This is a genomic window from Acidobacteriota bacterium (genome assembly GCA_020845575.1).
Lineage (GTDB): Bacteria > Acidobacteriota > Vicinamibacteria > Vicinamibacterales > Vicinamibacteraceae > Luteitalea.
Window position 1 is genome coordinate 143,558 of sequence record JADLFL010000023.1, and the last position, 24,300, is coordinate 167,857.

The 24,300-nt window shown below is 67.2% G+C and carries 22 protein-coding genes; 5 read left to right on the forward strand and 17 right to left on the reverse strand.

From position 1 onward, the window contains the following. Nucleotides 1-10: 10 nt before the first annotated feature. The 16 genes from nuoK to traF form a co-directional block, all read right to left on the reverse strand. The gene (nuoK, locus tag IT182_07155; GenBank protein ID MCC6163111.1) at nucleotides 11-313 is read right to left on the reverse strand and encodes an NADH-quinone oxidoreductase subunit NuoK; all 303 of its coding nucleotides are present in this window, start codon (nucleotides 311-313) and stop codon (nucleotides 11-13) included. Between the two features lie 16 nt (nucleotides 314-329). Further along, nucleotides 330-845 carry an NADH-quinone oxidoreductase subunit J gene (locus IT182_07160; protein ID MCC6163112.1) on the reverse strand — a complete coding sequence of 172 codons (516 nt, stop codon included), beginning with the start codon at nucleotides 843-845 and terminating at the stop codon, nucleotides 330-332. A 4-nt stretch (nucleotides 846-849) separates the two neighbouring features. Next, nucleotides 850-1,893, reverse strand: coding sequence for an NADH-quinone oxidoreductase subunit NuoH (nuoH, locus tag IT182_07165; protein MCC6163113.1), 1,044 nt, complete (start codon nucleotides 1,891-1,893; stop codon nucleotides 850-852). 12 nt (nucleotides 1,894-1,905) lie between these two features. Beyond that, on the reverse strand, nucleotides 1,906-3,204 hold the full coding sequence (gene nuoF / locus IT182_07170; GenBank protein ID MCC6163114.1) for an NADH-quinone oxidoreductase subunit NuoF: 1,299 nt from the start codon (nucleotides 3,202-3,204) through the stop codon (nucleotides 1,906-1,908). A gap of 3 nt (nucleotides 3,205-3,207) precedes the next feature. Continuing rightward, nucleotides 3,208-3,813 carry an NADH-quinone oxidoreductase subunit NuoE gene (gene nuoE, locus IT182_07175; protein MCC6163115.1) on the reverse strand — a complete coding sequence of 202 codons (606 nt, stop codon included), beginning with the start codon at nucleotides 3,811-3,813 and terminating at the stop codon, nucleotides 3,208-3,210. Continuing rightward, entirely contained in the window at nucleotides 3,810-4,991 is a 1,182-nt protein-coding gene (gene nuoD, locus IT182_07180; GenBank protein MCC6163116.1) for an NADH dehydrogenase (quinone) subunit D, read from the reverse strand. The genes nuoE and nuoD overlap by 4 nt, the downstream gene beginning before the upstream one ends. 19 nt (nucleotides 4,992-5,010) lie before the next feature. Continuing rightward, nucleotides 5,011-5,607: a D-sedoheptulose 7-phosphate isomerase gene (locus IT182_07185; protein MCC6163117.1), complete on the reverse strand. Its 597-nt coding sequence runs from the start codon at nucleotides 5,605-5,607 to the stop codon at nucleotides 5,011-5,013. After that, the gene (locus IT182_07190) at nucleotides 5,604-6,197 is read right to left on the reverse strand and encodes an NADH-quinone oxidoreductase subunit C (GenBank protein MCC6163118.1); all 594 of its coding nucleotides are present in this window, start codon (nucleotides 6,195-6,197) and stop codon (nucleotides 5,604-5,606) included. The genes IT182_07185 and IT182_07190 overlap by 4 nt, the downstream gene beginning before the upstream one ends. Before the next feature lie 5 nt (nucleotides 6,198-6,202). Next, nucleotides 6,203-6,679 (reverse strand): NADH-quinone oxidoreductase subunit B, encoded by a 477-nt coding sequence (locus IT182_07195; GenBank protein MCC6163119.1) that lies wholly within the window; start codon nucleotides 6,677-6,679, stop codon nucleotides 6,203-6,205. 42 nt (nucleotides 6,680-6,721) lie between these two features. After that, on the reverse strand, nucleotides 6,722-7,084 hold the full coding sequence (locus IT182_07200; GenBank protein MCC6163120.1) for an NADH-quinone oxidoreductase subunit A: 363 nt from the start codon (nucleotides 7,082-7,084) through the stop codon (nucleotides 6,722-6,724). A gap of 231 nt (nucleotides 7,085-7,315) precedes the next feature. Further along, complete coding sequence (locus IT182_07205) at nucleotides 7,316-8,782, reverse strand: sigma-54-dependent Fis family transcriptional regulator (GenBank protein MCC6163121.1); 1,467 nt, start codon at nucleotides 8,780-8,782, stop codon at nucleotides 7,316-7,318. A gap of 2 nt (nucleotides 8,783-8,784) precedes the next feature. After that, nucleotides 8,785-10,503: a PAS domain S-box protein gene (locus tag IT182_07210; protein MCC6163122.1), complete on the reverse strand. Its 1,719-nt coding sequence runs from the start codon at nucleotides 10,501-10,503 to the stop codon at nucleotides 8,785-8,787. 2 nt (nucleotides 10,504-10,505) lie between these two features. Then, on the reverse strand, nucleotides 10,506-11,717 hold the full coding sequence (locus IT182_07215) for a type II secretion system F family protein (GenBank protein MCC6163123.1): 1,212 nt from the start codon (nucleotides 11,715-11,717) through the stop codon (nucleotides 10,506-10,508). 58 nt (nucleotides 11,718-11,775) lie between these two features. Beyond that, nucleotides 11,776-12,903, reverse strand: a complete 1,128-nt coding sequence (locus IT182_07220; protein MCC6163124.1) for a type IV pilus twitching motility protein PilT — start codon at nucleotides 12,901-12,903, stop codon at nucleotides 11,776-11,778. A gap of 434 nt (nucleotides 12,904-13,337) precedes the next feature. Then, nucleotides 13,338-15,083 carry a type IV-A pilus assembly ATPase PilB gene (gene pilB, locus IT182_07225; protein MCC6163125.1) on the reverse strand — a complete coding sequence of 582 codons (1,746 nt, stop codon included), beginning with the start codon at nucleotides 15,081-15,083 and terminating at the stop codon, nucleotides 13,338-13,340. Between the two features lie 195 nt (nucleotides 15,084-15,278). Continuing rightward, nucleotides 15,279-16,247 carry a conjugal transfer protein TraF gene (traF, locus tag IT182_07230; protein MCC6163126.1) on the reverse strand — a complete coding sequence of 323 codons (969 nt, stop codon included), beginning with the start codon at nucleotides 16,245-16,247 and terminating at the stop codon, nucleotides 15,279-15,281. A 269-nt stretch (nucleotides 16,248-16,516) separates the two neighbouring features. Between traF and IT182_07235 the strand changes: the two genes are divergently transcribed. The 5 genes from IT182_07235 to IT182_07255 all read left to right on the forward strand — a co-directional run bounded on the left by IT182_07235 (nucleotide 16,517) and on the right by IT182_07255 (nucleotide 23,431). Next, a complete protein-coding gene (locus IT182_07235; GenBank protein MCC6163127.1) occupies nucleotides 16,517-17,239 on the forward strand; it encodes a YIP1 family protein in 723 nt (240 codons plus the stop codon). Further along, a complete protein-coding gene (locus tag IT182_07240; protein MCC6163128.1) occupies nucleotides 17,236-18,582 on the forward strand; it encodes an efflux RND transporter periplasmic adaptor subunit in 1,347 nt (448 codons plus the stop codon). Before IT182_07235 ends, IT182_07240 begins: the two co-directional genes overlap by 4 nt. A gap of 9 nt (nucleotides 18,583-18,591) precedes the next feature. Next, nucleotides 18,592-19,818 carry an ABC transporter permease gene (locus tag IT182_07245; protein ID MCC6163129.1) on the forward strand — a complete coding sequence of 409 codons (1,227 nt, stop codon included), beginning with the start codon at nucleotides 18,592-18,594 and terminating at the stop codon, nucleotides 19,816-19,818. Between the two features lie 3 nt (nucleotides 19,819-19,821). After that, complete coding sequence (locus IT182_07250) at nucleotides 19,822-21,099, forward strand: ABC transporter permease (protein MCC6163130.1); 1,278 nt, start codon at nucleotides 19,822-19,824, stop codon at nucleotides 21,097-21,099. Nucleotides 21,100-21,343: 244 nt separating this feature from the next. Continuing rightward, nucleotides 21,344-23,431, forward strand: a complete 2,088-nt coding sequence (locus tag IT182_07255) for an elongation factor G (GenBank protein ID MCC6163131.1) — start codon at nucleotides 21,344-21,346, stop codon at nucleotides 23,429-23,431. A gap of 126 nt (nucleotides 23,432-23,557) precedes the next feature. Here the strand turns inward: IT182_07255 and IT182_07260 are convergent, their stop codons facing one another. Beyond that, on the reverse strand, nucleotides 23,558-24,208 hold the full coding sequence (locus IT182_07260; GenBank protein MCC6163132.1) for a hypothetical protein: 651 nt from the start codon (nucleotides 24,206-24,208) through the stop codon (nucleotides 23,558-23,560). Between the last annotated feature and the right edge of the window lie 92 nt (nucleotides 24,209-24,300).

The following is a 24,300-nucleotide window of genomic DNA, read 5'->3' on the forward strand; positions in this document are numbered from 1 at the left end:
GTCTGTCGCCCTACCACTTGAGGGAGGTGAAGGCGTCGGGCGTGAGCGTCTCCCGGTGCCGGAACAGGGCGATGACGATCGCCAGGCCGACGGCCGCCTCGGCGGCCGCCACCGTCATCACGAAGAACGTGATGATCTGGCCTTCGACCGATCCGTTGTGACGGCCCAGGGCCACGAACGTCAGGTTCACGGCGTTGAGCATGATCTCCACCGACAGCAGCAGCGTGATGACGTTCCGGCGCAGGAAGATGCCGGCGGTCCCGATGCTGAAGAGCAGCGCGGAGAGGATCAGGTAGTGGTTCAGCGTGATCATCGGCGGATGTGGGACCTCAGACGGTCTTCTTGGCCAGGACGACGGCCCCGACCATGGCGACGAGGATGAGGAGCGACGTGACTTCGAATGCGAAGGCGTGGTCGCGGAACAGCATCACGCCGATCTCGCGCACCGACTCGACGCGTCCGGCGGCCTGCGGATCGTCGACGATCGGCGCCGCGCGCAACGCCCCGAGCGCCCAGAACAGCATCCCGGCCATCGACGTCGACAAGACGACGCCGAACGCCTTGACGCCACCGGGAATGGGAATCTGCGCGCCGGGCGCCACGTCCTCGCGCGGCGCGTTGAGCAGCATCACCACGAACAGGAAGAGCACCATGATCGCGCCGGCGTAGACGACGATCTGCGTGACGGCGACAAACGGCGAATCGAGGCCGACGTAGAGACCGGCGAGCGCGACAAACGATCCGATGAGCAGCAGGACGCTGTACATCGGATTGCGCTGCCCGACCACGCCGAGCGACGCGACGACGGCGATGGTGGCGAACACGTAGAAGAGCCAGGGGGCCACGGTGTCAGCTCCAGTAGAGGACGCCGGCCGCCGTCACCAGCAGGTTGACGATCGCGAGCGGGAGCAACCGCTTCCAGCCGAAGTCCATCAGCTGGTCGTAGCGGTAGCGCGGCAGGGTCCAGCGCATCCAGATGTAGAAGAACAGGAGCACCGCCAGCTTCAGCAGGAACCACAGCGGTCCCAGCCAGTCGGGCAGGCCCGGAAAATGGAAGCCGCCGAGGAACAGGCTCACCGTCACGCCGCAGACGACGACCATGTTCACGTACTCGGCCAGGAAGAACAGCGCGAACGACATCGAGCTGTACTCGGTGTGATAGCCGGCCACCAGTTCCTGTTCGGCTTCAGGGAAGTCGAACGGCGCGCGGTTGGTCTCCGCGATCCCGGCGACGAAGAAGATGAAGAACCCGACGGGCGCCAGGAACACGTACCACGCGGGTACGGGCAGCACGCCGAAGAGCCACCACGCACCGGCCTGCTGATCCACGATCTCGCGCAGCGAGAGCGAATTGGCGATCACCAGCACGGAGGCGAGCGCCATGCCGTAGGCGAGCTCGTAGCTGATCATCTGCGCCGCGCTGCGCAGGCCGCCGAGCAGCGAGTACTTGCTGTTGGACGCCCAGCCCGCGAGCACGATGCCGTACACGCCCATCGATGTGATGGCGAAGATCACGAGCACCGCGACGTTCAGGTCCGCGACCTGCAGCGGCACCGGCGTCTCCAGCAACCCGAAGAACGTCGTCGGCGGGCCGAACGGGATCACCGCGAACGCCGCGAACGCCGTCGTGGCCGAGAGGATCGGCGCGAGGTAGAAGAGCCACTTGTCGGCGGCCTGCGGGCGCAGTTCCTCCTTGAAGATCAGCTTGACGATGTCTGCCAGCGGCTGGAGGAGGCCGAGCGGGCCGACGCGATTCGGGCCCACGCGCTGCTGCGCCCAGCCCGAGATCTTCCGCTCGAAGTAGACGAGCACGGCTGCCGAGATCTGCAGCGCGAAGAAGACGACGAGGAGCAGCGTGAACTGGAAGACGAGACTGGGAGTGATCGTCGGCACGGGCGGTTCTCGCTAGTGGGCGCCCACGGGCTCTGCCGCGCGGAAGTCGCTCTGCACGGGCGAGGTGCCCGTCGTGATGTAGGTCTCGTATTCGGCGCGGAAGTGCTGGATGGTGCTCAGCACCGGCGCGATCTCGGCATCGCCGAACGGGCACAGCGTCTTGCCACCGATGCTGTCACACACGCTCAGGAGCAGTTCCACGTCACGCGGCTCACCGTCGCCGCGCTCGATCTTGTCGAGGATCTTGTAGAGCCAGTCCACGCCCTCGCGGCACGGCGTGCACTTGCCGCACGACTCGTGCTTGTAGAAGTGGATCAGGTTCTTGGCGACCCACACCATGCTCGTCGTCTCGTCCATGACGATGACGGCGGCCGATCCGAGCATCGAGCCGGCGGCCGCCATGCCGTCGAAGCTCAGATGCGTGTCGAGCTTGTCGGGCAGCAGGACGGGGGTCGAGGATCCACCAGGGATCACGGCCTTGATCTGCCGATCGCCGCGGATGCCACCGGCGTAGTCGTAGATCAACTGCCGCAGCGTGGTGTCCATCGGGCCTTCGTACACGCCGGGCCTCTTCACGTGGCCGCTGATGCAGAACAGCTTCGGCCCCGTGTTCTTCTCGGGTCCGATGGCCGCGTACCACTCCGCGCCCTTCTCGATGATGATGGGCACGTTGCAGATCGTCTCGACGTTGTTGACCACGGTCGGACATCCGTAGAGCCCGACCACGGCCGGGAACGGCGGCTTGAGGCGCGGCTGCGCGCGCTTGCCTTCGAGCGACTCGATGAGCGCCGTCTCTTCGCCGGCTTCGTACGCGCCGGCACCGCGGTGGATCCAGATGTCGCAGTCCTCACCGGTGCCGAGGATGTTCTTCCCCACGTACCCGGCGGCCCGCGCCTTGGCGAGTTCGGCTTCCATCTGCTTCTGCAAGTGGTAGAACTCACCGCGGATGTAGATGTAGCAGGTCCTGGCGCCGATGGCCCGGCACGCGATCACGCACCCCTCGAACAGCAGGTGCGGATTGCGCTCGAGCAGCACGTGATCCTTGAACGTGCCCGGCTCCGATTCGTCGGCGTTGACGCACAGGTACTTCGGCTTCGGGTTGTCCTTGGGCACGAAAGACCACTTCAGCCCAGTCGGGAAACCCGCGCCGCCGCGGCCGCGCAGCCCCGACTTCTTCACACTGTCGACGATGGCGTCCGGCGTCATCCCGAGCGCCGTCTTCATCGCCCGGTAGCCGCCGTGCTCGACGTAGAACTCCAGCGTGTAGCCGTTCGGCTCGTTGACGTACTTGGTCAGGACCGGCTCGAACATGACTCAGGCACGCTCCTTCACGAGGTGGCAGCCGGAGAGCGCGGCGAGGCCGCGCGAGCGCAGGCCATCGATGAGCGCCGGCACGTCCTCGGGCTGCTGGCATTCGTGCCAGTGCTCGTTGTTGACCATGATCACGGGCGCCCTGTCGCAGGCACCCAGGCACTCGAACTCCATCACGGTGAACATGCCGTCTGCCGTCGTCTCGTTGGGCTGCACGTGGAGGTGCTTGCAGAGCGCCGCCGTCACCTTCTCCGCGCCGTTGAGCGCGCACGACAGCGTACGGCACACCTGGAGCACGTACGTGCCGACCGGTTTGGTGAAGAACATCACGTAGTACGTGACGACGTCCTCGACTTCAGCCGGACTGCAGCCGATCACCTCGGCCACGTGACGCATCGCGCTGCCGGTGATGTGGCCCTGCTGCGCCTGCACCATGTAGAGCGCCGAGATGATCGCCGACCGCCGGCGCTCCGGCGGATAGTGCGTGCACAGCTCTTCGAGCTGCGCGCGATGCTCCGGCGTGAACGCGAACGCCTGTCCCTCTTCGGGGATGAAGCGCTCGCTCTTGTGCCAGCCCTCGCCATAGGGCATCTGCGGATGGAAACTCATCGATCCGAATCTCCCATGACCACGTCCACCGATCCGATCACGGCGATCACGTCGGCGATGAGGCCGCCGGCGATCAGCTTGGGCAGGGCCTGGAGCGCCAGGAACGTGGGCGGACGCGACTTGACGCGCACCGGCCTGTTGGCGCCGTCGGACACGACGTAGAACCCCTGCTCGCCGCGCGGACCTTCGATGGGCACGTAGGCCTCGCCTTCGGGCACCGTGAATCCCTGTGAATGGATCAGGAAGTGCTGGATCAGCGCTTCCATCTCCGAATAGACCTTGTCCTTGGGCGGCGGGACGATGCGCGGGTCGTCGACGCCCCACGGGCCGGTCGGCGAGATACGCGCGATGGCCTGCTTGCAGATCTTCCAGCTCTCGCGCATCTCGGCCACGCGCGTGCGATAGCGCGCGTACACGTCGCCGTCCTCGTCCGAACAGACCCTGAAGTCGTAGTTGGCGTAGGTCAGGTACGGGAACGCCTTGCGCACGTCGTAGGTGACGCCCGAGGCGCGCGCGATCGGTCCGAGCAGCCCCCAGTCGAGCACGTCCTGCTTCGTGAGGATGCCCACGCCCTTCGTCCGGCCGATCCAGATCGCGTTCTCGGTGAGCATGCCCTCGTACTCGTCCATCTTCGCGGGGAAGCGATCGAGGAAGGCGTTGACGGCGTCATGGAACCCGTACGGCAGGTCTTCGCGCAGGCCGCCGATCCGCATGTAGCTCGGGAAGAGGCGGAAACCGGCGAGCAGTTCGTTGATGTTGAGCAGCAGCTCCCGCTCGCGGAAGCAGTACATCATCATCGTGATGGCGCCGACTTCCATGCCGTGCGTGCCGAGCCACACGAGGTGACTGGTGATCCGCTGCAACTCCGCGATGAGCACGCGGATGTCCTGCACGCGCTCTGGCACCTCGATGCCGAGGAGCTTCTCCACCGACATCACGTAGGCCAGCGCGTTGGAGTGCGGCCCGAGGTAGTCCATCCGCTCGACGAGTGGCACGACCTGCTGCCACTTCTTCTGCTCGGCGGTCTTCTCGATCCCGGTGTGGAGGTAGCCGATCGTGGGCTGCGCGCTCACGACCTCCTCGCCGTCGAGCTCGACGACAAGACGCAGCACGCCGTGTGTGGCGGGGTGCTGCGGCCCCATGTTGACCGTCATCGTTTCGGTGCGAAGCTCGGGCATACGGTAAGAATCTGCGGCTTTACGGCTCACGGGGCGCGGTGGTGGCCGCGCGTTCAATCTCGTCACACAGCACGTGCAGCAGGGTGAGTTGCACTTCCTGCACGCGAGCGGTGTCTGCGTCCGGTACTGCCAGTACCACGTCGGATACGTCGCCGAGCGTACCGCTCGACGCGCCGGTCAGCGCGACAACGGTCATGCCCCGCATGCGAGCGGCCTCTGCCGCAGCCACCACGTTCGGCGATCGGCCGCTCGTCGAGATCGCCAGCAACACGTCGCCGCTGCGGCCATACGCGTCCACCTGCCTGGCGAACACGCGTTCGAAGCCGTAATCGTTGCCGATCGCCGTCAACGCACTCGTGTCCACCGTGAGGGCGATGGCCGGCAGCGCCGCCCGCTCGCGCCGGAATCGCCCCGTCAACTCCGCGGCAAAGTGCTGACTCTCCGCCGCGCTACCCCCGTTGCCGCAGATCAGGACCCGATGTCCTGCCGCGAGGGCGTCATTCAGGAGCCCGATCGTCCGGCAGAGCGGCTCGACCAGCGCCTCGCCCGACCGGCGATGCACGTCGGCGGCCTGCGCGAAGGTGTCGAGGCATCGCCCGACGAGAGCCTCACTCATTGCACGTCGACGCCCGCGGTCGCACCGGCGGTCCGCTTCTGCCGCTCGATGTTTCGCACGAACTCCTCTTCGGTGACCTGCAGGGCCGCCCCGACGTCCACGGCCTTGTGGATCTGCACGGGGTAGTCCTTGCGCGCCGGATGGCCTTCCCAGTCGTCGGGCATCAGGATGCGACGAAGGTCGGGATGGCCGTCGAACGTCACGCCGAACAGGTCGAACACCTCGCGCTCGTACCAGTTGGCGTTCGGGTACTGCCGCGTGATGGTCGGCACGCAGGCCTGGTCGCCCGCCACGCGCACTTTCACGCGAAGCCGCTGCGCGGGGGGAACGCCCTCACCCAGCGCACCGGGGCCCATCGACACGAAGTGGTAGACCACCTCGAACCGGGGTTCGCGCGGCCACACGTCCACGGCCGTCAGTTCGGCCAGCACCTGGAACTGGAGCGACGGGTGCTCGCGCAACTGGCGGGCCACGCGCTCCATGGCGTCGGCCGGCACGACCAGCGTCGGCTGATCCACCGACGGCACCAGCGCGATGTCCACATCGGGCAGGGCCTGTCGCAGCGCGTCGAGTCTGGCGTGGAAATCCATGGTCGTCAGCCCCGGTTCATGAGCGGCTGCGGCGTGCGCGCCATCTTGCGCTGCAACTGGACGATGCCGTAGATGAGGGATTCGGGACGCGGCGGACACCCGGGGACGAAGACGTCGACGGGCACGACCTGATCCACGCCCTGCACGATGGCGTAGTTGTCGAACACGCCCCCGACCGACGCGCACGCGCCCATCGAGATGACCCACTTCGGTTCGGGCATCTGATCGTAGACGCGGCGCAGCGCCGGCGCCATCTTCCGCGACAACCGGCCCGCGACGATCATCAGGTCCGCCTGGCGCGGCGACCCGCGGAACACCTCCGCACCGAAGCGCGCGACGTCGTACCGGTTGGCGGCCATCGCCATCATCTCGATGGCGCAGCAGGCCAGTCCGAAGGCAACAGGCCAGATGGCCGACCGGCGGGCCCAGCCCACCAATTTGTCCACGGTGGTCGTGAGGACGGGAATCTCGATATCAGCCATGAGTGTGCAGGCCCTGCGTCGGAAACGGACGGAGGCGGCCCGTCAATCGCGCGCGTTCCAGTCGAGCGCGCCCTTGCGCCAGACGTAGACGTAGCCAGTGATCAGAATCAGGAAGAACACGAGGATCTGCACGAACCCGGTCCACTGCAGATCCCGCAGCGCCACCGCCCACGGATAGAGGAAGGCGACCTCGATGTCGAAGAGCAGGAAGATCATCGCCACCAGATAGAACTTCACCGACATCCGCTCGCGCGCGTCGCCGACGGGCGGCATGCCGCACTCGTAGGGCGCGAGCTTCTCGGCCGTCGGGTTGCGCGGCCCGAGGTACTGCGACAGGAAGACATTGCCCGCGGCAAAGGAGAAGCCGAAGGCCATCAGCAGCAGAATCGGAAGCCAGCCGTCCATGGTGAGTGTTGCCGCACCGGCGGCGAAAGGTGGCGCTTGTGAAAGTTGGCGCAAACGGCGACGCACATGCCCATCACGGACGCCCCGGCTGCCCGTCCACCGACGTATCGCCGGCCAGACTCGAACGCGTAGATGCTAGCCCGCCTGCGACGCATCTGCAATGCGACCAAAACAGTCTGATATGTGGACTCGCGCCAGTGAAACGCCGAAATCGTGAAATTTCCGAATTCTTCAGAGGTTGTACTTCTTCGCGTAGTAGCGGAAGCTGCGGAAGCTCATACCCAGCAGGTCGGCGGCGCGCATCTTGACGCCATCGGAGCGGCGGAGCGCTTCGGCGAGATACTCGCGCTCGATGTCCTGGACGTGGCGCTCGAGGTCGAACCCGGTCTCGGGAAACAGCGTCGTGGCGGCGTGGGCGTCCTGCGCCGACGCGCCGGGCATGCGCGGTTCGACACCCGGACCGCCCCCGGCCGCCGGCACCGCGGCGCCTGTCAGCAGGTGCTCCGGGAGGCTTGCGGGCGCGATCGCGGCAGACGTCTCGAACGCCACGGCGCGCTCGAGCACGTTCTCCAGCTCGCGGATGTTGCCGGGCCACGCGTGGCGCACGAGCACGTCGAGCGCCTCGGGTGTGAGGTCGCTCCCGGGTCTCCGCATGTCGCGCGCGAAGCGTTGCACGAAGTGTCGTGCGAGCACGGGGATGTCCTCGCGCCGGTCGCGCAGCGGCGGCAGGGCGATGGGGATCACGTTCACACGGTAGTAGAGGTCTTCCCGGAACGTGCCTGCCGCCACCATCTTCGCGAGGTCGCGATTGGTCGCGGCGATGATGCGGATGTCGGCCGAGAGCTCCTCGTGGCCACCAACGCGGCGGAAGCGGCGCTCCTGCAGGACGCGCAGCAGCTTGACCTGCATCAGCGGACTCATCTCGCCCAGCTCGTCGAGGAAGATCGTTCCCTTCTCCGCCTGCTCGATGAGGCCGCGCGTGGTGTGCAGCGCGCCCGTGAACGCGCCCTTTTCGTGGCCGAAGAGCTCCGATTCGAGCAGCGTCTCGGTGAGCGCCCCGCAGTTGAGCGCCACCAACGGACGCTCCGATCGCGGCGACAGGCGATGGATGGCGCGCGCGGCCATCTCCTTGCCCGTGCCCGACTCGCCGGTGATGAGCACGGTGCTCGACGTGCCCGCGATCGCCTCGACCAGGCCGAACACGCGCTGCATCGACGGTCCGCTGCCGATCATGGTGTCCGACGCACGCGGCCGCCCATCGTCTTCGGGCGTGTCGGCGGGCGTGACACGGTCGCGCAGGTGCCGGCGCTCGATCGCCTGGGCGATCACGCGCTTCATCTCGTCCACGTCGAACGGCTTGCTGACGTAGTCGATGGCGCCGGTGCGCAGTGCCTCGATGGCCGTCTGCGTGGACGAGAACGCCGTCATCAGGATGCCGGGCAGATCCGGCTGGAGCGCCTTGGCCTCACGCAGCACGTCGATGCCGCTGCAGTCGGGCATCCGGATGTCGGAGATGAGGAGATCGAACGAGCGCTGACGCAGCGCGGCAATCGCCTGCGACCCGTTCTCGGCGGCCATCACGTCGTGCCCGTCGCGCGCGAGGAGGATGGCCAGGAACTCCCGCATCGACCGCTCATCGTCGACGACGAGGATGCGGGATGGGGCGGGTGTCGACGCCTGTGATGCCGTCGCGGCCATGATCAGGCACTCCGAAGCACGGGTACGGACTCGACGTGCGGGCGCGTCACGGGCGGCGGCAGCGACACCGTCACTTCCGTGCCCTGCCCGGGCGACGACTGCACGGCCACGCGGCCGCCATGGTCGGTGACGATCCGCCTGACGATGGCAAGGCCGAGGCCCGTGCCCTGACGGAAACCGCTCTGGAACGGCTGGAACATCCGCTCGACGTCGGCCGGCGCCATGCCGACGCCCTCGTCGCGCACTGACACGCGCAGTGCCGGTCCGGCCGTCGTGGACACGGCGCGCGCGGCGAGGTGGAGCGTGCCGCCATCAGGCATCGCCTTCAGGCCATTGGTGGCGAGGTTCCACAACACCTGACGGAACTGCGCCTCGTCCACGTCGTGGTAGACGGGTTCCGGCGCGTCAATCTCGACGGCGGCGTCCGCGCGCTGCGCGTGTTCCTGCTGTTGCAGCAGGGCCCCCACCTCGCGCACGAGGCGCGCCACGTCCACGCGGCTGCGCGTCACGCGCTGCGGCCCGGCGTAGGAGAGGAAGTTCTTGATGATGTCGTTGAGCCGCTGCGACTCGCGCATCACGATGTCGAGCAGCGTGGCCTGATCGTCGCGCAGGTCGAGCTCACGACGAAGCAGCTGGATCGACCCGCTCATCGAGGCCAGCGGATTCCGGATCTCGTGCGCGATGCCCGCCGCCATCTCGCCCACGGCGGCGAGCCGTTCCTGGCGATGCCGCTCCGACTCGCGCTGCTTGATCAGCGTGAGGTCCTGGAAGGTCACCAACTGTCCCGCACGATGACCGCCTCCGACGAGCAGCGGCGCGACGGTCGCACCGAGTTCGATCACGCTGCCGTCGGCGCGGGTGAAGGAGCACTCGATGCGCGCCGGCACGCCCGGGACGCTCTCCTCGCGCGACGGCAGTGGCAACACGTGCTCCAGCGCCATTCCGAGCACGTCCTCGGACCGGTGTCCGATGATCGTCTCGGCCGTGCGATTGAGCAGCACGACCTGATCGTGCGCGTCTGTCACGATGAGTCCGCCGGCCATGCTGTCGATGACGCGGTGGCTCAACGCGGTGAGGTCCGCCAGGCTCGTCGTGGCACGCGCGAGGTCGGCGCCCGTGCGTGTGAGTGATTCGGCGAGGTGGCCCACGAGCAGGGCCGTGGCGAACAAGCCCCCGACATTGGCGCCCACGGTGTAGGTCGCCAGCGGGACGGGCGGCAACGCCGACAGCCGCAACGGCGTGATGAACAGCGCGGGCACGGGAACCCAGCCGTACTGCACGCCCGCCAGCAGGACCACCGCGGCACTCAGCGCCGCTGCCGCTCTCAGCCCGGCGTTGCGTCCCAGGACCACGCTGGACGCGAGGACGGGAAGCAGCAGGATCGGCGTGTACGGGCTGAGCAGTCCGCCCGTGACCCACACAACGACAATGGCCACGGTCACGTCGGCCCACATCTGCACGGCCTGGACCGCCGGGGCAATCCGCGTGCCGAGCGCGAGGCCGACCCCGCTGCTCAGCAGCGGAATCAGCGGCAGCACGGCGAGCCAGGCCGCCTGCGTCGTGAGTCCCTGCCCTGCCGTGAACGCGGCCAGGGGTGCAAGCACCGCCACGGCCACGAGGGCGCGCAGGCCCGCGAGCCACGCGAGCGCCGTCCCGCGCGGCGCATCAGGTGCCGCGGCGTACGGTCGGTCGAAGGCCATCGCCGTCAGCGGCGTCTGCATGACTAGGTCAGCTTCGAGATGAGGTCGAAGATCGGCAGGTACATCGAGATGACGATGCCACCCACGATGACGCCAAGGAACGAGATCATGATGGGCTCGAGCAGCGTGAGCAGCCCGGCCACCGCCGTGTCGACTTCGTCCTCGTAGAAGTCGGCGATCTTGGCCAGCATCATGTCGAGTGCGCCCGTCGCCTCGCCCACGCCGATCATCTGCGTGACCATCGGCGGGAACACCTTGGTCTCCTGGAGCGGCTTGGACACCGTCTCGCCGCGCTCGATGCTCGCGCGCGTCTCCATGATCGCGTCCTCGATGATCGCGTTGCCCGCGGTGCGTGCGGTGATCTCGAGGCCGTCGAGCAGCGGCACGCCGGAACTGATGAGCGTGGACAGCGTGCGGCAGAACCGCGCCACGGCCACCTTGCGCAGGATGAGGCCGAGGATCGGCGCCTTCAGCAAGAGCCTGTCGATCGTGTGACGGCCCTGGTTGGTCCTGTAGTACGTCCGGATCGCGAACGCGATCGCCGCCAGCGCCATGATGAGCAACGGTCCGTACGCCACCAGTCCGTTGCTCATCGCGATGACGATGCGCGTGGGCAGCGGCAACTGGGCACCGAGGCCGGCGAACATCTGCGCGAACGTCGGGATGACCTTCCACAGGATCACCGACACGACGACGGCGGCGATGATGATGACCGCGACGGGGTAGATCATCGCGGACTTGACCTGCGAGATGAGCTTGACGTTCTTCTCGATGTAGGTCGCGAGGCGCTTCAGGATCGTGTCGAGGATGCCGCCCGCCTCCCCCGCCTGGATCATGTTGGTGAACAGTGCGTCGAACGTGCGCGGATGCTTGCGCATCGCGTCGGCGAGCGACATGCCGCTCTCGACGTCCTCGCGCGTCTTGAGGATCGTGGCGGCGAAGCGCTTGTGCGGTTCCTGGCGCCCCAGGATGTCGAGGCACTGCACGAGCGGCAGGCCCGCGTCGATCATCACGCTGAACTGCCGCGTGAAGATGGCGAGGCTCTTGGCGGGCACCGAACCGCCGGGTTTGGGGATCGCCCCGCGCGAGGCCTTCGCCTTCACGGGATCGATGCGGGTGATCAGGATCTGCTCGCGGCGCAGCGAGGCGACGGCCGCTTCGAGCGACTCCGCTTCGCGCTGCCCGTTGATCGTCTCGCCACCCCTCGTGCGTCCGGAGAATGCAAACGCCTGCATCAGGTCAACCTCTCAAGAACGTCGGGCATCGGGCCCTGGCCTTCGAACATCGAATCCACTACCGGCGGACCGGGACGCCCGGTGCCATCGACCGGTGCATGCCGGCGCCCGGCACCACGCCGGTGCCGCGCTGAATCATTTCCTGCAGCTCTTCCTTCATCGACGAGGCCGACATCGCTGTCTCGAGCGTGATCTGCCGCGCCATGTACAGCGACGCCAGACACTGGTTCATCGTCTGCATGCCGAGCTTTTCCTGGCCGGCCTGCATCATCGAGTAGATCTGGTGCACCTTGTCGTCGCGAATCAGGTTGCGGATGGCGGGCGTGGGCACGAGGATCTCGAGCGCCACGACGCGCCCCTGCCCGTTGGATCGGCGCAGCAGCGACTGACACACGATGCCCTCGATCACGAGGCTCAGCTGCGTGCGGATCTGCGACTGCTGGTGCGCGGGGAACACGTCGATGATGCGGTTGATCGTCTGCGCGGCGGAGTTGGTGTGCAGCGTCGCGAAGGTCAGGTGGCCCGTCTCCGCGATCCGCAGCGCCGACTCGATGGTCTCGAGGTCGCGCAATTCGCCGATGAGCACGACGTCGGGGTCTTCACGGAGCGCGGCGCGCAGCGCGAGGCCGAAGCCCTGCGTGTCGCTGTGCACCTCGCGCTGGTTCACGAGACACCCCTTGTGCTGGTGCACGTATTCGATCGGGTCCTCGATCGTGAGGATGTGCTCGTTGCGCTCGGTGTTGATCTTGTCGATCATCGCCGCGAGCGTCGTGGACTTGCCGCTGCCGGTAGGTCCGGTGACGAGCACGAGGCCGCGCGGACGCTCGGAGAGCTTGGCGAGGATCGGCGGCAGGTTCAGTTCCTGGAACCCGCGGACCTTCTCGGGGATGAGACGGTAGACGGAGGCCACGGCGCCGCGCTGGTTGAAGATGTTGCAGCGGAAGCGGCCCACGCCCCGGATGCCGAAGGAGAAATCGAGCTCCTGCGTCTCCTCGAAGCGCTTCTTCTGTGCATCGGTGCAGACGCTGTAGGCGAGCTGCTTGGTCTCGGGGGCCGTGAGGCCCGGGAGCTTGAGCGGCACGAGCTTGCCGTGCACGCGCACCGTCGGTGGCGCGGCTGTCGTGAGGTGGAGGTCGGAGCCGTTGAGCTCCACCGTCGTCTTCAGCAGTTCGGGCAGTGTGGCCATGATGTCGAGGTCCCGCCAGCCTGTCGGCGCGAGCGGTGTGCGGCCCCGGCACATCCGGCCGCAGACCGCGCACGGCGCTCACGCGCCAGCCCACCAATCGGCAGGCCGCCTCGCGACGTGAACGCGTACCCGTTGCGCCGTGCAACCCCGACGCCAGAATCGTCAGCCGCGGCGACGCGCCGATTCACGCCCGTAACAGACTCAATCACCGGGACTTGCACGCACATGTCCCACGCCGACCGTGGGCGGTGACACGCGGAGATGGCGGTCTTTGCGTACCGCCAGTGACGGAAGAACGACATTTCTGCGATCGGGGACACGGCGGGCTCGCGGCCTTGGGGCGTACGGCGCAAGCCTCAAAGCCTGCGGTCCACCGGTTGGCGGTTGGCGGTTGCCGGTTGCCGGTTACCGGTTGCCGGTTGCCGGTTGCCGGTCTACTTGACCGTCTCCCTCGTGACTTCCTCGGTGGTGGTCAGCCCGTCCTTGACCTTGAGAAGACCGCTGTGGCGGAGGGTAATCATCCCCTCCTCGATCCCCTTCTTGCGGATGTCGAGGGCCGAGGCGCCGACAAGGATCAGCTCGCGGAGCTCATCGGTGATCTCGAGTACCTCGTAGAGGCCCACGCGGCCCTTGTATCCGGTGTTGTTGCACGTGTCGCAGCCGGTGCCGCGCATCGGGGTGACCGTCTGCGCCTCTTCGGCCGTGAAGCCGATGTCCATGAGCGTCTGCGGCGGCAGCGGGTGCGGCACCTTGCACTTGGTGCACACGCGGCGCACGAGACGTTGGGCGCAGATCAGGTTCACGGAGCTCGCCACCAGGAAGGGCTCGATGCCCATGTTCATCAGGCGACTGACGGTACTCGGCGCGTCGTTGGTGTGCAGCGTGGAGAGCACGAGGTGGCCGGTGAGCGCGGCCTTCACCGCGATCTCCGCCGTCTCGAAGTCACGAATCTCGCCGACCAGGATCGTGTTCGGGTCCTGGCGCAGGAACGAGCGCAGGGCCGCCGCGAACGTGAGGCCGATGCTGTCGCGCACGGTCACCTGGTTGACGCCGGCGAGGTTGAACTCGACAGGTTCATCGGCGGTCATGATGTTGGTCTCGGGCGTGTTGAGCGACGAGATCGCCGAGTAGAGCGTGTTGGTCTTGCCGCTGCCCGTCGGGCCGGTGACCAGCACCATGCCCCACGGCTTGTCGATCTGCGTCTTGAACTTCGACAGCGAGCTCGGCTCGAACCCGAGCTTCGTCATGTCGAGCATCAGCTTGTCCTTGTCGAGGAGGCGGAGCACCACCTTCTCGCCGAACAGCGTGGGCAGGCACGAGACGCGGAAGTCGATCTCCTTGCTGTGCCCCTGGTCGTTGATGCGGATCTTGATGCGGCCGTCCTGCGGCAGACGCTTCTCCGCGATGTCGAGCTTGGCCATGATCTTCAGGCGCGAGATGATCGCGTCCCTGAATTTCATGGGCGGCTGCATCACGTTGTAGAGGATGCCGTCGATGCGGAACCTGATGCGGAACTCGCGCTCGTACGGCTCGATGTGGATGTCGCTGGCGCCGCGCTGGATGCTCGAGGTGAGCACCATGTTCACCATGCGGATGACGGGCGCCTCACCCGTCTGCTTCTCGAGCGCCGCGACATCGATCTCCTCGAGATCGTCGAGCACCTCGACGGCCTCGTTCGAGGCGTCGGTCTGGTGCTCCTCCAGCGCGCGGTTGGCCAGGTCCAAGGCGTTGGCGGTGTTGGCCTGCGCGCGCACGGGCGCCGCGTAGTACTTCTGGATCGCGTCGGCCACCGCCTGTTCGGACGCCACGACGGGTTCGACGTTGTAGCCCGTCATGAACTTGATGTCGTCCATGGCGAACACGTTGGTCGGATCGGTCATCGCCAGCGTGAGCGTGGCGCCGGCGCGGCTGAGGGGCACGACCTGGTACTTCTGCGCGGTCTCGGCCGGTATCAGCTTCACCACCGCCGCGTCGATCTCGAACCTGCCGAGATCGATCGACGGGACGCCATACTGACGGCTCAACAGCGCGGTGATCTCTTCATCACGCACGAAACCGAGCTTGACGAGATTCATCGCCAACTTGCCGCCGTTGGCCTTCTGGTAACCCAGCGCCTCCTGCAGCTGCGTCGGGGTGATCTTCTTCTCCTTCAGGAGGAGCTCGCCGATTCTGACCGCCATGTTCCCCTGCTGACCTGATGCACTACGGATGCCGCCGCGGTGGGACGCCGCGGGCACGTCCGGGGCGAGGCGCCCCGGACACGAAGTGCAATATCCGCAGAGGTCAATCGGCAGGAGCTGGCAAAAATTGACAGCCCCCCGGACCTTTTCTGTCGGCGTGCGGTAACCGCGCACGCGTGCGCGCTGGGGGCACAACTAGAATGCGACGCGCAGGCCGATGCCGAAGGCGTCGCGGGCGGTGTCGTCGAGGCCGAGCGCCACGTAACCGTCCGCGAAGAGGCCGTTGCGGACCGCGATGCTGGCGCCGAGGGTGGCCACCGCGCACGTGTCGCCCACGGTGTTCAGACGGAACCCGCCGCGCACGGCGGCGCGCTGCTGCCAGAATCGCTGCTCGGCGCCGACGGCCAGGACACGCGTGTCGCCCGCGAGGTCGGGCGTTCGCGTGACATCGGCATCCATCGAGAGCAGCAGGCTGTCGGTGGCGCGAACGGCAACGCCCGCGCGGACCTGGCGCGTCAGTTCGAGCGACTCGCCCGCCCGCTCCGTGCGGAACGACGGCTCGAACAGGTTGCGGACCGTGAGCCCCAGTTTCACGCGCTTGATGTCGGCAATCGCCCCGGCGTCCATGTCGAAGCGCTGACTGCCCGCACGGCCGACACGCCCTGCCGCGTCGAGCAGATCGCCCGGGGACGGCGACACCACATCCGCGCCCGCCGAGCCGTGGACGTACTTCAGCGTCGTCCCGACATGCAGTCCCGGTGCGAGGGTCTGGAGCACGTTGACGCCGACGTGGGTCGTGGTGAGCCGGCCAAGACTGGCGGTGGACCGAGCCGCCGGGTCGCGGGCAGGCACGTGGCGCGCAGCCGTGGAGGACAGTCGATAGAAGGTGGCACCAACGGGCCAGGTGCCAAGCGCCACCAGCGTGCCCCCGAGACGAGAGGGCGCCGGGAGGGCGTCAGCCTGTGCGACACCTGTCTCCATGACGACAGACACCAGATCGCCCGTCACGAGGCCTGCAGGATTCCAATACGTCGCCGACGCGTCGTCTGCCACGGCCACGAACGCCCCGCCCATCCCGAGCGCCCGTATCCCGACCGCCTCGAACCCCTGCCCCCGGGCCGTGCCCACGCACACGAGCCCCCCCATCACCAGCCCGACAGCCACGCGGAACATCATTCGGACAGTGTAAATGCCGGAATGCCGCTATGCCGGGAATGCGAGGAGGAACGCCGAACGACTCGATGGGTGAGCGGAGGGCCCCGACCCTGCCGATCGCCGCAGTGTGCGGCCGGGCCCCGTTGTCCTGGCCTGACGCGTGTGTTCGCTTCCGAACATCCGGCACGGGGGTTGCGTACTATACGCGTGGACGGCCAAGCCCCTTTGGACGGGACACGTCGCGTCGGCGTGCATCCACTTGGTCCCAACGGTTTCCCATGACTCAGGAATCGACACCAGCGGCCCAGCCGCTCTCGTTCGTGCAGCGCGTCATCGGCGTGGTGGTCTCGCCCGGCGAGACGATGGCTCGGATTGTCGCGGCGCCGCGGTGGCTGGACGTCCTGGCCCTCACGACCGTCCTGTCTGCCGCCCTCTTCGCGCTCTTCCTCTCCACTGAGGTCGGCAAGGCCGCCTACGTGGATCAGGCCGTGGCGTCGTCGGAAACCTGGGGCCAGACGGTCACCGAACAGCAGTACGCCGGCATCCAGCAGTTTGCCAACTATGCGGCGGCGATTCAGGGTGTCTCGATCCTGGTCATGGGCCCCATCTTCACGCTCGTCGTCGCGGGCGTCCTGTATGGCGTGTTCACGGTGATGGGCGGCGAGAGCAAGTACACGACGGTGCTCTCGGTCGTCTCGCACGCAGGGATCATCAGCCTGCTGGGGCTGCTGTTCACGATTCCGATCAACTACCAGCGCCAGTCCATGGCCAGCGCGACCAACCTCGGCGTGTTCTTCCCGAACCTCGCCGAAGGATCGGTCCTGGCATCCGTACTGGGCTTCGTGGACCTGTTCTGGGTCTGGTACCTCGTGGTCCTCGCCATCGGCGTGGCCGCCACCTACCGCCGGAAGTGGACATCGGTGGCAGGCGGATTCTTCGTGCTGTACGTCCTCATCGGTCTGGCCGTCGCGGCCATCAAAGCGGTAATGGGGGGAAGATGACACGTTCGACCAAGCGGTGGCTCGGCGCCGCCGTGGTGGTGGCGATCGCAGCGGGCCTCGCCTACGCCAACTTCGCATTCCGCAAGGACACCGGCAAGGAAGTCACCGTCGAGGGCGTGCAGACGCGCGACCTGACGGCCATCGTGACGGCATCCGGCAAGATCCAGGCAAAGCGCACCGTCAACATCAGCGCCGACAACATGGGACGCGTCACGCAGTTGTCGGTGGAAGAAGGCGACCGCGTGAAGCGCGGCCAGTTCCTGATGCAGATCGACCCGCGCAACCTCGCGTCGGCCGTGCAGTCGGGACAGGCCGGCCAGCAGGCCGCACGATCGCAGCTCGAACAGCAGCGGCTCGCGATCCTCACGGCGCGCGACAACCTCGATCTCTCCCGCGCGGAGCTGAAGCGGCAGGAGGAACTGTGGTCCCAGCAGCTCACCACGCGGCAGGCGCTCGATCAGGCGCGCAACCAGGTGACGGTCCGCGAAGCCGAACTGCGCCAGCGTGAGCAGGACATCCGGACGCAGGAGCAACGCATCAGGCAGGAAGGCGCGGCCCTCAACCAGGCGCAGTACAACCTGAGTCGCGCGCGCATCGAATCGCCCATCGACGGCATCGTGTCGCGCCGCAACATCGAGGAAGGCGAAACGGTCGTCATCGGCACGATGAACAACGCCGGGACGGTACTGTTGACCATCGCCGACATGTCGATCATCGAGGCCGAGGTCGAAGTGGACGAGACCGACATCCCGTCGGTGCGCATCGGCCAGGTCGCGAAGGTCACGATCGACGCGCTGCCGGGCAAATCGTACACGGGCACGGTCACCGAGATCGGCAACAGCCCGATCCAGACGACCACCGCCTCGTCGAGCGCGGGCCAGTCGGCCACGAACTTCAAGGTCACCGTGCAGCTCGACGAGACGATCGACGAGGTGCGTCCGGGCTTCACGTGCTCGGCGGAAATCGAGACGGCGCGCCGGTCGAAGGCCGTGGCCGTGCCCATCCAGGCGATGGCCGTGCGCGACATCATCTACGACGCGTCGGGTTCCATCGTGAGGCCGCCGAAGCAGGACGGCAAGAAGAAGGCCCCGACGCCGACAACGCCAGCCGACCTGCCGGAAGGCCAGACGCGCAAGGAGACCGAAGGCGTGTTCGTGCTCCGCGACAAGAACGCCGAGTTCGTTCCCGTGCAGACCGGAATCGCCGGCGAGCGGTACTTCGAGGTCCTGGGCGGCGTGAAGGCCGGCGATCAGGTGATCACCGGGCCGTTCAACTCGGTGCGCGACCTGCAGGATGGCGATGCCGTGCGGCTCGGCGCCGACGCGGCGAAGAAGAAATCGTAACGTCGCCTCATGAACAAGTTCCTCGACGCGGTCGGCCTCGCGCTGTCGTCGATCTGGGCCAACAAGCTCCGGTCGTTCATGATGGTGCTCGGCAACGTGGTGGCGGTAACGTCGATCATCGCCGTCGTGTCACTCATCCAGGGCATGAACGGGTACGTGGCCGAGACGATCATCTCCGAGGTCGGCGTCGGCACGTTCCAGATCGCGCGTGTGGGCGTCATCACCAACGAGGACGAGGAAGAAGAAGCGCGTCGCCGGAACCCCGACGTCTCGCTCGTCGACCTCCGCGCGATCAAGGCGATGGGGGGCACGATCGACGCGGTGATGGCGCAGGCCGGGAGCGGCGCGAACGTCTCGTTCAGGAACGTGACCGTCGAGAACGTGAGCGTGCGCGGCGTGTCTGCCGATTACGACCAGTTCGGCGGGTACGAGGCCGAACGCGGCCGCACGATCAGCCGCATCGAGATCCAGCGCTCGCGCCCGCTCGCCTATCTGGGCATCGAGACCGCCACGAAGCTGTTCAAGGGCCGCAATCCGATCGACCAGATCATCATGGTCAACGGTGTCCACTTCCGCGTGGCCGGCGTGAACGAACGGAAGGGCAGCCTGTTCGGCAACTCGCAGGACGACTTCGTGGTGATCCCGCTCGGCGCGTTCCAGAAGTTGTTCGGATCGCGGCGCAGCTTCGAGATCACCGTCAAGCCCACCGACCCGTCGCTGGTCCCGCAGGCGATGGAGGAAGCGCGCGTCGCCCTGCGCACCTCGCGCAAGCTGCGGCCGCGCGACAAGGACAACTTCGGCATCGTGACGTCCGACACGTTCATGGCGCTCTGGACCAGCTTCAGCCAGGGCGCGTTCGCGGTGCTGATCGGCCTCGTGTCGCTCTCGCTGCTCGTCGGCGGCATCGTGATCATGAACATCATGCTGATGGTGGTGAGCGAGCGCACGCGCGAGATCGGCCTGCGCAAGGCGCTCGGGGCGCGGCGGCGCGACATCGTCTGGCAGGTGCTCACCGAGTCGACGACGCTGTCGGTGGTGGGCGGCATGGTCGGCACGCTGCTCGGGTTCACCGTGGCGTCGCTCGTGGCGTACTTCACGCCGATTCCGGCGCGCATCGAACCCTGGTCGGTCGTGCTCGGCATCGGCATCACGGCGGTGGTGGGGCTGTTCTTCGGGCTCTACCCCGCGACGCGGGCCGCCAAGCTCGATCCCATCGAAGCCCTGAGGCGGGAGTAGATCGTGGCGATCCGCGTCGGCATGCTCTGGGAAATCCTCCGCATCGCGCTCGACACGCTGCGCGCCAACAAGCTGCGCTCGGCGCTGACGATCCTCGGCGTGGTGATCGGCGTCATGTCCGTTGTCGCGATGACGGCGCTGATCACGGGGTTCAGCAACTCGCTCGAGAGCCAGATCCGTGCGTTCGGCAGCAACACCGTCTTCATCCAGAAACTCGGCTTCCAGAGCTTCTCGAGCGGCCGCGACTTCCTCGAGGTGATGAAGCGGCCCAACCTCACGACCGACGACGCGCGCGCGCTGGCCGATTCGCCGCTGGTCAAGGAAGTGGGCCTGCAGTTCGGCGGCGGCGGCCCCTTCGCCGCCATGGAGCGAATGTCGTTCGCGGGCCAGGCCACCAGGCAGTTCCCCGTGATCGGCGCCACGGCCAACTACGGCGAGATGAACTACATCCCGTTCCTCGCGGGCCGCTTCTTCGGCGACTTCGAGGTGCGCAACCGCCGCAACGTGATCGTGCTCGGCTACTCGCCAGCCGAGTCGCTCTTCCTCACGCGCGGCATCGATCCGATCGGCAAGCTGATCCGCATCGGACGCGACAACTACACCGTCGTGGGCGTGATGGACAAGCGCCCCGGCGCGCTCGGCGACGCCAACGGCTTCGCCGTCATCCCGTGGACCACGTACGAGAAGCACTACCCCTCGCCGCGATTCAGGGGCATCCTCTTCCGCCCGCTGACCATCGTCGTCGCCGCTGTCGACGGCGTGGGCGTGGACGACCTGCGCACCGAGATCGAGTCGATCATGCGCGCGCGGCATCGCCTCAAACTCGGTGAGGAGAACGACTTCGACACGGTGACGGCCGACTTCATCGTCAACTTCCTGCGTCAGTTCACGCAGGCGGTCGTGCTGGCGCTGTTCGTCATCTCGTCGATCGCGCTGATGGTCGGCGGCATCGGCGTGATGGCCATCATGACCATCTCGGTCACCGAACGCACGCGCGAGATCGGCGTCCGCAAGGCCCTCGGCGCGCGCCGACGGGAGATCCTCGTGCAGTTCCTGATCGAGGCGGTCTTCCTCACGATGCTCGGCGGCCTGATCGGCATCCTGCTCGGTGCCGGGATCGGCTACGCGGTGAACGTCTTCGCCGGCTTCCCCGTTGCGCTGCCCATCTGGTCGTTCGTGATCGGCGTCGGCTTCTCCGCCACCGTCGGCATCCTCTTCGGCATGCTCCCCGCCGTCAAAGCCGCCAAGCTCGATCCCATCGAAGCCCTGCGCTACGAGTGAATTCGGCCGGGTGACCGAACGCCGGGCGCCGGACACCGGAACCACCTGCACGTAGCCGCCGGATTCATGCGGCTGGCAGCGCAACAGCGCCGATCAGCCCCGCGTGCAGGCGCATGATCGGGTGGGATTGACTTCTGGGCCCTCGAAGTTCAAGAGTGCGGAATCCGGGAGCGCCCGTTCGCTCGGAGCGCCCGGCGATCCAGATGTCGTGCAATCGTGACGTTCTGAAATTCCGAGGGTGCTCATGCCTACCTATGCAGCGGCGTCCATTCGCAACGTGGCCGTCGTCGGACACAACGGCTCCGGCAAGACCCAACTGATCTCGGCCCTCCTCTTCACCGCCGGCGCGACGACGCGGCTCGGGCGCGTGGATGACGGGACAGCCCCGACCGATTTCGACGAGGAAGCCATCGCCCGCAAGCACACGCTCGCGGCCACGCCAGCGTGGCTCGACTGGCAGGGCACGAAGATCAACGTGGTCGACACACCGGGCTTCGGCAACTTCCTCGGCGAGACGGGCGCCGCGCTGCGCGTGACCGACGCCGCCGTGGTTGTCGTCGACGCCGTGTCGGGCGTCGAGGTCCAGACCGAGCGGGTGTGGGCGCTCGCGGGCGAGCAGGGGCTCGCGCGCTTCGTTGTCGTGAATCGGCTCGACCGCGAGCGCGCCAGCTTCACGAGCGCGCTTGCCGATCTGCAGAATGTCTTCGGCCGCACGCTGGTGCCCGTACAACTGCCATACGGCGAGGAGAAGGGCTTCCGAGGCGTTGTCGATCTGGTGGGACAGCGCGCCTTCACGTACGAGGGCGGCACGGGTCGCGGCAAGGCCGTGGCGATTCCCGAACATCTCGCCGCCGAGGCGAAGCACGCGCGAGAAACGCTCGTCGAACTGGTGGCCGAAGCCGACGATGCGCTGATGGCGCGGTTCTTCGACGAGGGCACGCTTACCGACGAGGAGCTGACGGCGGGCCTGCGCACCGCGGTCCGCACGGGCGCCGTCGTGCCTGTGTTCTGTGCGTCCGGCGCCGAGAACATCGCGGCCGATCGCCTGCTTGACGCCATCACGCAGTACGCGCCGTCGCCTGCCGACCGTCCGCTGCCGGCGCTCTCGCAACCCGGCGGCGCCGAGACGGCTGTCGCAGCCGACGCCGCGGCGCCGACGCGCATCTTCGTATGGAAGACGGTGGCCGATCCGTTCGCCGGCCGCATCTCCCTGTTCCGCGTCGTGAGCGGCGTGGCGCGCAACGACACCACGCTCACCAACCTCACGCGCGGATCGCAGGAGCGCATCGCGCACCTGCTCGCCGTGCAGGGCAAGACGCAGACACAGGTCCACGACCTGCAGGCCGGCGATCTCGGCGCCATCGCCAAGCTCAAGGAAGCCCAGACAGGCGACACGCTCGCCGACAAGGCCGTCGACATCGTGCTGCCGGCCGTGGCGTTCGCGTCGCCGCTGATGGCGTACGCGCTCGAACCGAAGTCGCGTGGCGACGAAGAGAAGATCAGCACCGCCCTGCATCGCCTGCAGGAGGAAGACCCCACGATTCACACCGACCGCGATCCGCGCACGCACGAACTGCTGATCTCGGGCCAGGGGCAGATGCACATCGAGGTGACCGTCGCGAAGCTGAAACGTCGCTTCGGCGTGGACGTGACGCTCAAGCTGCCGCGGATTCCGTACTTCGAGACGATCACGGCGAGCACCGAGGCGCACGGCCGGCACAAGAAGCAGACGGGCGGCCACGGACAGTTCGGCGACTGCAAGATTCGCGTGGAGCCGCTGCCGCGCGGCGCGGACTTCCAGTTCGAGGACGACATCTTCGGCGGCGCGATCCCGCGCCAGTTCGTACCGGCCGTGGAGAAGGGGATCCAGGAAGCGCGCATGCGCGGCGTGCTCGCGGGCTTCCCGCTCGTGGACTTCAAGGCCACCGTCTTCGACGGCTCGTTCCATCCCGTCGACAGCAACGAGTTGTCGTTCAAGATGGCCGGCGGGCTGGCGCTGCGCGATGCGATGACACGCGCGAAGCCCGTGCTGCTCGAACCGGTGATGCACGTGGAGGTCCACGCGCCGAGCGACTTCGCCGGCGATCTCATGGGCGACCTGAACGGCAGGCGCGGCCGCATCAGCGGCATGGACGCGCGCGGTCAGGCCACGATCATCAAGGCGCAGGTGCCGATGGCCGAGATGCTGACGTACGAGCAGCACCTGACGTCGGCCACGGGCGGTCGCGGGTCGTACAGCATGACCCACTCGCACTACGAGGAAGTGCCCGCGCACCTGCAGTCGAAGATCGTCGCCGCCCACAAGCCCGATCACGCGATGAGCGACGAGTAGAAGAACCAGGCAACCGGCAACGGTCGGCACGGCCGGGCACCGGGCACCGGGCACCGGGCAGCAGTATTCGGTATGCCGATGGAGGCCAGGGGCGTCATTTCAGCCCCTGGCATGCGTGGGGTACACCTACAACGCGTCGCCGAACATCGTGGCCCTGATGCGTTCGCGCTCACCGGGGGCCAGGCTGCCGAGGTCGCTCAGCAGCCGGAGGCCGAAGAAGCCCCAGAACAGGCCCTGCGTCGTACCGGTCCACAGCATCACCGGCCAGCCGACCATCACCGCCAGGAACATCACGGCGGTACGGCTGCTCTGCCATGAGACGGCGCTTTCGAGCCACGTCACCGTTCGCACGGGCGCGACGAGCGAGTCCAGCACCGCCGTTGCAAGCAGCATGCCCGCCATCCATCCGGCGCGATCGGCAAACGCCGCCACGTCGTGCGACGCTCTCCCGTTGGCCACTTCGATGAACGTCACGACGCCGAGCAGCACCACGCAGCCGAGACTGAACGGCAGGACGAAGATCCCCAGCGCCTTGCCGACTTCGTGCAATCGGCGGAGCGCCGTATGGTCGCCGCTCATCGCTCGCCGGGACGCGGCGAGTCGCACGCCGAGCAACGCCGACGCCAGCAGCGTCTCCATCAGGAACAGCAGCATCGCGAGGACCACGCTCTGATCCTTGACGACGGCGAGGGTGGGAAAGAGGAAGGCGACCAAGGCCCAGAGCCCGCGTCCGCCGACGACGCGCGTCGACAGCGATGTGGCGGGTTGCAGCACCATGTCAGGGTGTCAAACGCCGTACCAGAGACGTACCGAACGGGTTGAAACCCGTTCGCTCCATCCCTTTGCCCCTTGCCCCTTGCTCCCTTGCA